The 7,416-nt window shown below is 68.2% G+C and carries 9 protein-coding genes and 1 pseudogene; 3 read left to right on the forward strand and 7 right to left on the reverse strand.

Features of this window, described 5'->3' with window-relative positions:
* Positions 1–14 precede the first annotated feature (14 nt).
* The gene (gene lexA / locus AC3WQM_RS11820; protein ID WP_056581233.1) at positions 15–698 is read right to left on the reverse strand and encodes a transcriptional repressor LexA; all 684 of its coding nucleotides are present in this window, start codon (positions 696–698) and stop codon (positions 15–17) included.
* Between the two features lie 73 nt (positions 699–771).
* Here lexA and AC3WQM_RS11825 point away from each other — a divergent pair, with 73 nt between their 5' ends.
* Entirely contained in the window at positions 772–1,758 is a 987-nt protein-coding gene (locus AC3WQM_RS11825) for an asparaginase (RefSeq protein WP_492678859.1), read from the forward strand.
* 34 nt (positions 1,759–1,792) lie between these two features.
* Here the strand turns inward: AC3WQM_RS11825 and adk are convergent, their stop codons facing one another.
* The 6 genes from adk to AC3WQM_RS11855 form a co-directional block, all read right to left on the reverse strand.
* Entirely contained in the window at positions 1,793–2,449 is a 657-nt protein-coding gene (gene adk, locus AC3WQM_RS11830) for an adenylate kinase (RefSeq protein WP_056581227.1), read from the reverse strand.
* Positions 2,450–2,584: 135 nt separating this feature from the next.
* The gene (gene kdsB, locus AC3WQM_RS11835) at positions 2,585–3,358 is read right to left on the reverse strand and encodes a 3-deoxy-manno-octulosonate cytidylyltransferase (protein WP_492678861.1); all 774 of its coding nucleotides are present in this window, start codon (positions 3,356–3,358) and stop codon (positions 2,585–2,587) included.
* On the reverse strand, positions 3,355–3,537 hold the full coding sequence (locus AC3WQM_RS11840; protein WP_013541700.1) for a Trm112 family protein: 183 nt from the start codon (positions 3,535–3,537) through the stop codon (positions 3,355–3,357). The genes kdsB and AC3WQM_RS11840 overlap by 4 nt, the downstream gene beginning before the upstream one ends.
* A complete protein-coding gene (gene lpxK / locus AC3WQM_RS11845) occupies positions 3,518–4,513 on the reverse strand; it encodes a tetraacyldisaccharide 4'-kinase (RefSeq protein WP_492678863.1) in 996 nt (331 codons plus the stop codon). The genes AC3WQM_RS11840 and lpxK overlap by 20 nt, the downstream gene beginning before the upstream one ends.
* Positions 4,514–4,939: an ExbD/TolR family protein gene (locus AC3WQM_RS11850; protein WP_062471507.1), complete on the reverse strand. Its 426-nt coding sequence runs from the start codon at positions 4,937–4,939 to the stop codon at positions 4,514–4,516.
* 14 nt (positions 4,940–4,953) lie between these two features.
* Complete coding sequence (locus AC3WQM_RS11855; protein ID WP_070060550.1) at positions 4,954–5,586, reverse strand: MotA/TolQ/ExbB proton channel family protein; 633 nt, start codon at positions 5,584–5,586, stop codon at positions 4,954–4,956.
* A 312-nt stretch (positions 5,587–5,898) separates the two neighbouring features.
* Between AC3WQM_RS11855 and xseA the strand changes: the two genes are divergently transcribed.
* Together xseA and AC3WQM_RS11865 are read left to right on the forward strand one after the other, a co-directional pair.
* Positions 5,899–7,212: an exodeoxyribonuclease VII large subunit gene (xseA, locus tag AC3WQM_RS11860; protein WP_492678865.1), complete on the forward strand. Its 1,314-nt coding sequence runs from the start codon at positions 5,899–5,901 to the stop codon at positions 7,210–7,212.
* A 50-nt stretch (positions 7,213–7,262) separates the two neighbouring features.
* A pseudogene (locus AC3WQM_RS11865) lies at positions 7,263–7,416 on the forward strand (superoxide dismutase [Fe]); the annotation flags it as partial.

A 7,416-nucleotide genomic window follows, 5' to 3' on the forward strand; every position in this document is an offset into this window, starting at 1 on the left:
AGCAGGCCCGGGACCTACATCAGCATGGTGTTGCGGATGAGGCCGACCGCGAGGCCTTCGATTTCAAAGGGCTCGCCGGGCTGGACGATGATGGTCGGGTAGTCGGGGTTCTCGGCGTGCAGCTCGATCACCTGCTTGTTGCGCTTCAGGCGTTTCACGGTGACTTCTTCGCCGAGGCGCGCCACCACGATCTGGCCGTTGCGCGCTTCCTTGGTGGCCTGCACGGCGAGCAGGTCGCCGTCCATGATGCCGGCGTCGCGCATCGACATGCCGCGCACCTTGAGCAGGTAGTCGGGCTGGCGCTGGAACAACGTGTTCTCGACGTAATAGGTCTGGTCGACGTGCTCTTGCGCGAGGATGGGCGAACCCGCCGCCACACGGCCGATGAGCGGCAGCGCGAGCTGGGCCATGCCGGGCAGCGAGAGCGAGAACTGGTTGCCTTCGCGGTGGCGCGTTTCGTGGAGCGAGCGCAGCGCATCGCCCTTGAGGCGGATGCCGCGCGAAGTGCCACTGACGAGTTCGATGACGCCCTTGCGGGCCAGGGCCTGCAGGTGCTCCTCGGCGGCATTGGCCGACTTGAAGCCCAGCTCGTTGGCGATTTCGGCGCGCGTCGGCGGCGCACCGGTGCGTGCGATGGCGGCCTGGATCAGGTCCAGGATCTGCTGCTGGCGGGCGGTAAGCTTCACTGCGAACTGCATAGTGGTTTCCTTGCGGCACTGGCTAGATATCCAGTACCTGTATTTTTAACCAGTTTTCAAAAGTTGACAAGCCATGACTCATTCCTCTTCGTCCGAGACGCGCCGCGTGGTGGTGCTGGGCACCGGCGGCACCATTGCCGGCAAGGCTGCCAGCAGCGGCGACAACATCGGCTACACGGCGGGACAGGTGGGGGTGGCGGACCTGCTGGGCGGCATCGAGGCGCCGGCCGGCGTGACGCTGGTGGCGGAGCAGGTCGCGCAGCTCGACAGCAAGGACATGGACGCCGACACCTGGCGCCAGCTGGCCATGCGCTGCGCACACTGGCTGGCGCAGCCTGATGTGGCTGGCATCGTGATCACGCACGGCACCGACACGCTGGAGGAAACCGCCTTCTTCCTGCACGCCGTGCTGGCGCCGGCCAAGCCGGTGGTGGTGACCTGCGCGATGCGCCCGGCGACGGCCCTGTCGCCTGATGGTCCGCAGAACGTGCGCGACGCGCTCGTGGTGGCTTCGACGCCTGGCGCGCGGGGCGTGACGGTGGTCTGCGCGGGCACGGTCCACAGCGGCCTCGACGTGCAGAAGGTGCACACCTACCGCCTCGATGCCTTCGCGTCGGGCGATGCGGGGCCGGTCGGCTATGTGGAAGAGGGCGAGGTGCGGCGCGTTCGCGCGTGGCCGCAGGGGGCGCCGTTCGATGCGGCGCGGCTGACGGCCGTGTCGAAGCCGTGGCCCCGCGTCGAGATCGTCATGAGCCACGCGGGTGCGAGCGGTGCGATCGTCGAGGCGTTGCTGCTTCCGTCGGCTGAGCCCTTGCGCGGACTGGTCGTGGCCGCGACCGGCAATGGCACCGTGCACCACGCGCTGGAAGCCGCGGCGCTGAAGGCGCAGGACGGCGGCGTGTCGGTGCTGCGCGCCACGCGCTGTGCGAACGGACGCATCCTTCCGAAACTCGGTGACGGGCTGCGTGATGCGGGCGCACTCACGCCGGTGAAGGCGCGGGTCGCGCTGGTGCTGGAACTCTTGGGAGTGGCCGCCCTGCCGGAGTCGGAGGGCGGTTAGGAGAGCGGCTGACGGGGTCAGCCGCTGAATCAAATCAGCTGTTCAGTGCGGCAAGCGCGCGCTGCGTGATCTCATCGACCGTGCCCACGCCTTGGATGGCGCGGTACTTCGGCGCGGCGGCCGGATCGGCCTTGGCCCAGGCCGAGTAGTAGTCGACCAGCGGACGGGTCTGCTGGCTGTAGACGTCGAGCCGCTTGCGCACGGTCTCTTCCTTGTCGTCTTCGCGCTGGATCAGCTCTTCACCAGTCACGTCGTCCTTGCCTTCCACCTTCGGCGGATTGAACTTGACGTGGTAGGTGCGGCCCGATGCCGGGTGCGAGCGACGACCGCTCATGCGTTCGATGATGTCGCCGAAGGGCACATCGATCTCGAGCACGTAGTCGAGCTTGACGCCGGCCGCCTTCATGGCGTCGGCTTGAGGAATGGTGCGCGGGAAGCCGTCGAACAGGAAGCCGCCGTTGCAGTCGGGCTGCGCGATGCGTTCCTTCACGAGGTTGATGATCAGGTCGTCGCTGACCAGTGCACCCGAATCCATGATCGTCTTGGCCTGCAGCCCGAGGGGGGTGCCTGCCTTGACGGCGGCGCGCAACATGTCGCCGGTCGAAATTTGGGGAATGCCGTATTTCTGGCAGATGAAGGTCGCTTGCGTGCCTTTGCCTGCCCCGGGCGCGCCCAGCAAAATAAGTCTCATGGTGTCCTCGGAAGGTTCTTAGATTTTGTGTCGCGCCCCATGCGCACCCTCAGGCGCGCCGAGGCGGAATTGCGTCGAGGATAGCATGCGTGCCCGTGACAAATTGCCGCCGTTCCCTCGGGGACGGCGGGCAGTTCACGCAGGCGAGCCGGCTGCGAAGACCGCGCGCACGCGCGCCAGGTCTTCGGGCGTGTCGATCCCGGGGCCCGGTGCCACATCGCTCACATGCACTGCGATGCGGTGTCCGTGCCACAGCGCGCGCAGCTGTTCGAGTGCTTCGGTGGCTTCGACGGGCGCGGGCGACAGCAACGGAAATTGCCGCACGAAGCCCGCGCGATAGCCGTAGATGCCGATATGGCGCAGCGGTGCCGGGCTGGGCAGCACCGAGGGTGCCGCGCCGCCTGAAGAGCCGTCGCGCCACCAGGGGATCGGTGCACGGCTGAAATAGAGCGCATGACCCTGTGCGTCGAGCACGGCCTTCACGACGTTCGGATTCATGAAGTCGGCCAGCGAGTCGATCGCATGGACGGCGGTGCTCATCGCGGCCTGCGGGCGAGCGGCCAGCGTGGCGGCGACGGCGTCGATCAGCGCGGGGTCGATCAGCGGCTCGTCGCCCTGCACGTTGACGACGATCGCGTCGCCGTCGAGCCCGAGCTGTTCGCAGGCTTCGGCCAAGCGGTCGGTGCCGCTAGCGTGGTCCTGGCGGGTCAGCAGGGCCTCGACACCGTGCGCCTTGCAGGCCTCGATGATGGCGGCGTCGTCGCCGGCCACCACCACGCGAAGGGCGCCGGATTGGCGGGCGCGCTGTGCCACGCGCACGACCATCGGCAGGCCGGCGATGTCGGCCAGCGGTTTGTTGGGAAGCCGCGTCGAAGCCAGCCGGGCCGGCACCAGAACGGTGAAGCTCACAGCCCCAGCTCTTCGTCGGACAACGTGCGGGCCTCGTTCTCGAGCAGCACCGGGATGCCGTCACGCACCGGGTAGGCCAGGCGCGCGCTGCGCGAGCAGAGTTCCTGCTTCTCGGCGTTCCAGGTCAGCGGGCCCTTGGTGACGGGGCAGACGAGCAGTTCAAGCAGCTTGGTATCCATCGAGCGATGATAGCTTTGCGTCGAGCGCTGCGAAGAACGCCGGCGAGGGTTCGAAGTGCAGCGGCACGGCAAGCGCGTCGGGTGCCTGGTGCCAGAGCTTGACGGCGTCTTTTTCGGTGCAGACGAGGGGCAGGGCGGGACCGGCCGGGCGTTGCCAGCCGGTGAAGTCGTGGTGGTCGGGCAGCGCGAAGGTGTCCGCAAGCGTCAGGCCGCGTGCGCGCAGCATCGTGAAGAAGGCTTCCGGCCGTGCGATGGCGGCGAGCGCGATCACGGGCTGGCCGGCGAGCGTGTCGAGCGGGATGCGACGGCCGTCCTTCGCGAGGGCGTACGGCGCCAGTTCGCGGGTGGCGGTGTAGCCGCCGGCGAAGGCGGGCCGCTCGCCGCTGTGCAGCAGCAGGTCGCAGCGGCGCGGCCACGGCTCGCGCAAGGGGCCGGCAGGCAGCAGCCAGCCGTTGCCGACGCCGCGGTCATCGAATACGCAGATCTCGATGTCGCGGGCCAGCGCCAAATGCTGCAGGCCGTCGTCGCTGACGATGACCTGGGTGGCCGGGTGCCGCTCGAGCAGGGCGCGTGCGGCCTCGATGCGCTGCGGGGCGACGAAGACGGGTGCGCGGGTGGCATGGTGGATCAGCGCGGGTTCGTCGCCGACGTCCTGCGGATCGCTGTCCGGCAGGACTTCACGGCAGTCGTCGGTACGCCGGCCATAGCCGCGCGACACCACGCCCACACGCAGCCCGCGCGCCTGGAGATGCCGCACGACCGCCATCACGACCGGTGTCTTGCCGGCCCCGCCCGCGATCACATTGCCGACCACGATCACGGGTACTGGCACGCGTCCGGTTTTCTGCCAGCCCCATCGATAGAAGGCGCGCCGCAGCGCGAAGAGGGCGCCATAGACCAGCGACAGTGGCCACAGCAGGCAGGCCAGCGCACCGCGGCGCAGCCAGGCATCCTGCAGCCGCGCGCCGGTCGACACTCAGTGACCGGCCTGGGCCGTCGACTGGGCGGCGAAGGTGATCTGCATCAGGCCGGCGCGGCGCGCAGCCTCCATCACCGTCACCACGGCCTGGTGCGGGCTGGCGGCATCGGCGCTGATGATCACGACGCTGTCCTTGCCACCGGTGGCGGCGGCACCGAGTGCGGCGGCCACGGTGTCGACGCTGCGGTCCGCCAGCGGCGACTTGTTGATCACGTAGCGGCCGTCGGCCGACACCGCCACGATCACCTCTTTCGGGTAGTCGCGCTGGGCATCGACGTCCGCGGTCGGCAGCCGCAGCTGCATCTCGGTGAACTTGCTGTAGGTGGTCGACAGCATCAGGAAGATCAGCACGACCAGCAGCACGTCGATGAACGGGATCAGGTTGATCTCCGGCTCGTCGCGCGCGCCGTGGCGAAACTGCATGCGGCCACGCGAGCTCATTTGCGCAGGGCGTTCAGGTGGCGCGCAAAGCGCTCGCCCGAGAGTTCGAGGTTCAGCAGGTACTCGTCGACGCGGCTGCGGAAATAGCGCCAGAAGATCAGCGTCGGAATGGCCACGATCAGGCCGAAGGCCGTGTTGTACAGGGCGATCGAGATGCCGTGCGCCAGCTGCGCCGGGTTGCCCGAACCCACCGCACCGCTGCCGGGCGACTGCGAGCCGAAGATCTCGATCATGCCGATCACCGTGCCCAGCAGGCCGAGCAGCGGCGCCGCCGAGGCGATGGTGGCCAGTGCCGGCAGGTAGCGCTCCAGCTTGTGCGCCACGGTGCGGCCCGAGGCCTCCATGGCGGCGCGCAGGTCTTCTTCGGTGCAGCGCGGGTTGGCGTTCAGCGCGCGCAGGCCGGCGGCCAGCACCTGGCCGAGCATCGAGTTGCTTTCCAGTTTGGTAACGACATCCGGGCCGGGAACCGCGCCGCGCGACACGGTGATGGTCTCGTCCAGCAGCTTCGGCGGCAGGACCTTGACGGTCTTCAGGCTGGTGAAACGTTCAATGACCAGCGCGAGTGCGATGACCGAACAGGCGAGCAATGGCCAGATTGGCCAGCCCGCGGCAACAATGATGGAAAACAAGAAAATCCTCCGGCCCGTAGACTGCAAATGCGCGGCGATTATCCACCGAGCCACCATCGGCTCGCGGCTTGTTTGCGTGTCGGCAAGGACGCACAGATTCTGTGGATAACTTTGTGATTAACCCGTGGCGCAATGCCGCCGAACCCGCATGGGACGGGCTTTTCGTTAGATCGATTGAATTTTGAGCAGCACTTTTTTTAATGAAATCAACAGCTTGCACGAGAACTCGTGCATCTGTTCCACCATACCCCTCCAAAGTGGGGGGCGCAGCGCCCGTTGTGGAAGAGTGGCGGTCGGTGGCGGAGGGGCGCGATGAGCTTCAGGGAGCCGAATGCAGCGCCCGGGCCGCGCGTGTGGGCCGTGGGCGCGCTGTGCCGCGCGGTGGCCGATGCGCTCGACGCGCGTTTCAACCCGGTCTCGGTGCGCGGAGAAATTTCGGGTTTCTCGCGTGCGTCGAGCGGTCATTGCTATTTCTCGCTCAAGGACGAATCCGGCCAGCTGCGCTGCGCGATGTTCCGCCGAGCGGCCGGCCTGCTCGACTTCACGCCGCGTGACGGCGACCAGGTCGAGGTGCGTGGTCGGCTGGCGGTGTACGAGCCGCGCGGCGACCTGCAATTGGTGGTCGAAAGCCTGCGGCGCGCGGGGCAGGGCGCGCTGTTCGAGCAGTTCCTGCAGCGCAAGGCGCGCCTCGAAGCCGAGGGCTTGTTCGATCCGGCGCGCAAGCGGGCGCTGCCGTCCATGCCGCGTGCCGTGGGCGTCGTCACCTCGCTGGGCGCCGCGGCGCTGCATGACGTCGTGACCGCGCTGCGGCGGCGCGTCCCACATATTCCCGTGGTGCTGGCGCCGGCGGCAGTGCAGGGCGCCAGCGCGCCGGGCGAGCTGGTGCGCGCCTTGCAGTCGCTCTACACGCTGGAGCCGGCCGTCGACGTGATCCTGCTGGTGCGCGGCGGTGGCTCGATCGAGGACCTCTGGGCCTTCAACGACGAAACGCTGGCGCGCACCATCGTGCAGAGTCCCGTGCCTGTGATCAGCGGCGTGGGGCACGAAACCGATTTCACGATTGCCGACTTCTGCGCCGACCTGCGCGCGCCGACACCCACGGCCGCCGCCGAACTCGTCAGCGCGCCGCGCGACCTGTGGCTTGGCGCGCTCGATCTGCTCGATGAGCGGCTCGGCGATGCACTGGGCGGGCGGCTCGACGTGCTCGGCCAACGGCTGGACCAGGCGGCGGCGCGGCTGGGCCGCCCATCGGGCCTGGTCGCACGCCAGCAGTTGCGGCTGGCGCACCACGCGCAGCGGCTGCACTATGCGGTGCTGTCGCGCCGGGAGCGATTGGCGCAGGTGCCGCAGGCCATCGCCACCGATTTCTCCGCGAAGTTCGCGCGCTCGCTGACGCAGCGGCGTGAGCGGCTCGAGCGCGTGGCTCTGCGCCTGCGGCTGCTCGACCCGGCCCTGGTGCTGCAGCGTGGCTACGCCTTGCTGACCGACGGCGAAGGTCGCGCGGTCGTCAGCGCAGGCAGTCTGCAGGCCGGCGATGCCGTGGTCGCACGCCTTTCGGATGGCTCGGTCGACCTGATCGTGACGCCCGGCGGCGCGACGGGAACACGTCCGACGCCGGCCCCCTGATTACTTCCTAGAATCCTTCATTCCCGACAACCAACCCACGAGAAAAAACCATGGAACATGTGCTCCCACCCCTGCCGTACGCCATCGACGCTCTGGCCCCCGAGTATTCGAAGGAAACGCTCGAGTTCCACCACGGCAAGCACCACAACGCCTACGTGGTGAACCTGAACAACCTGCAAAAGGGCACCGAGTTCGAAGCGATGA

It is taken from the genome of Variovorax sp. FW301-JW7, assembly GCF_058788795.1.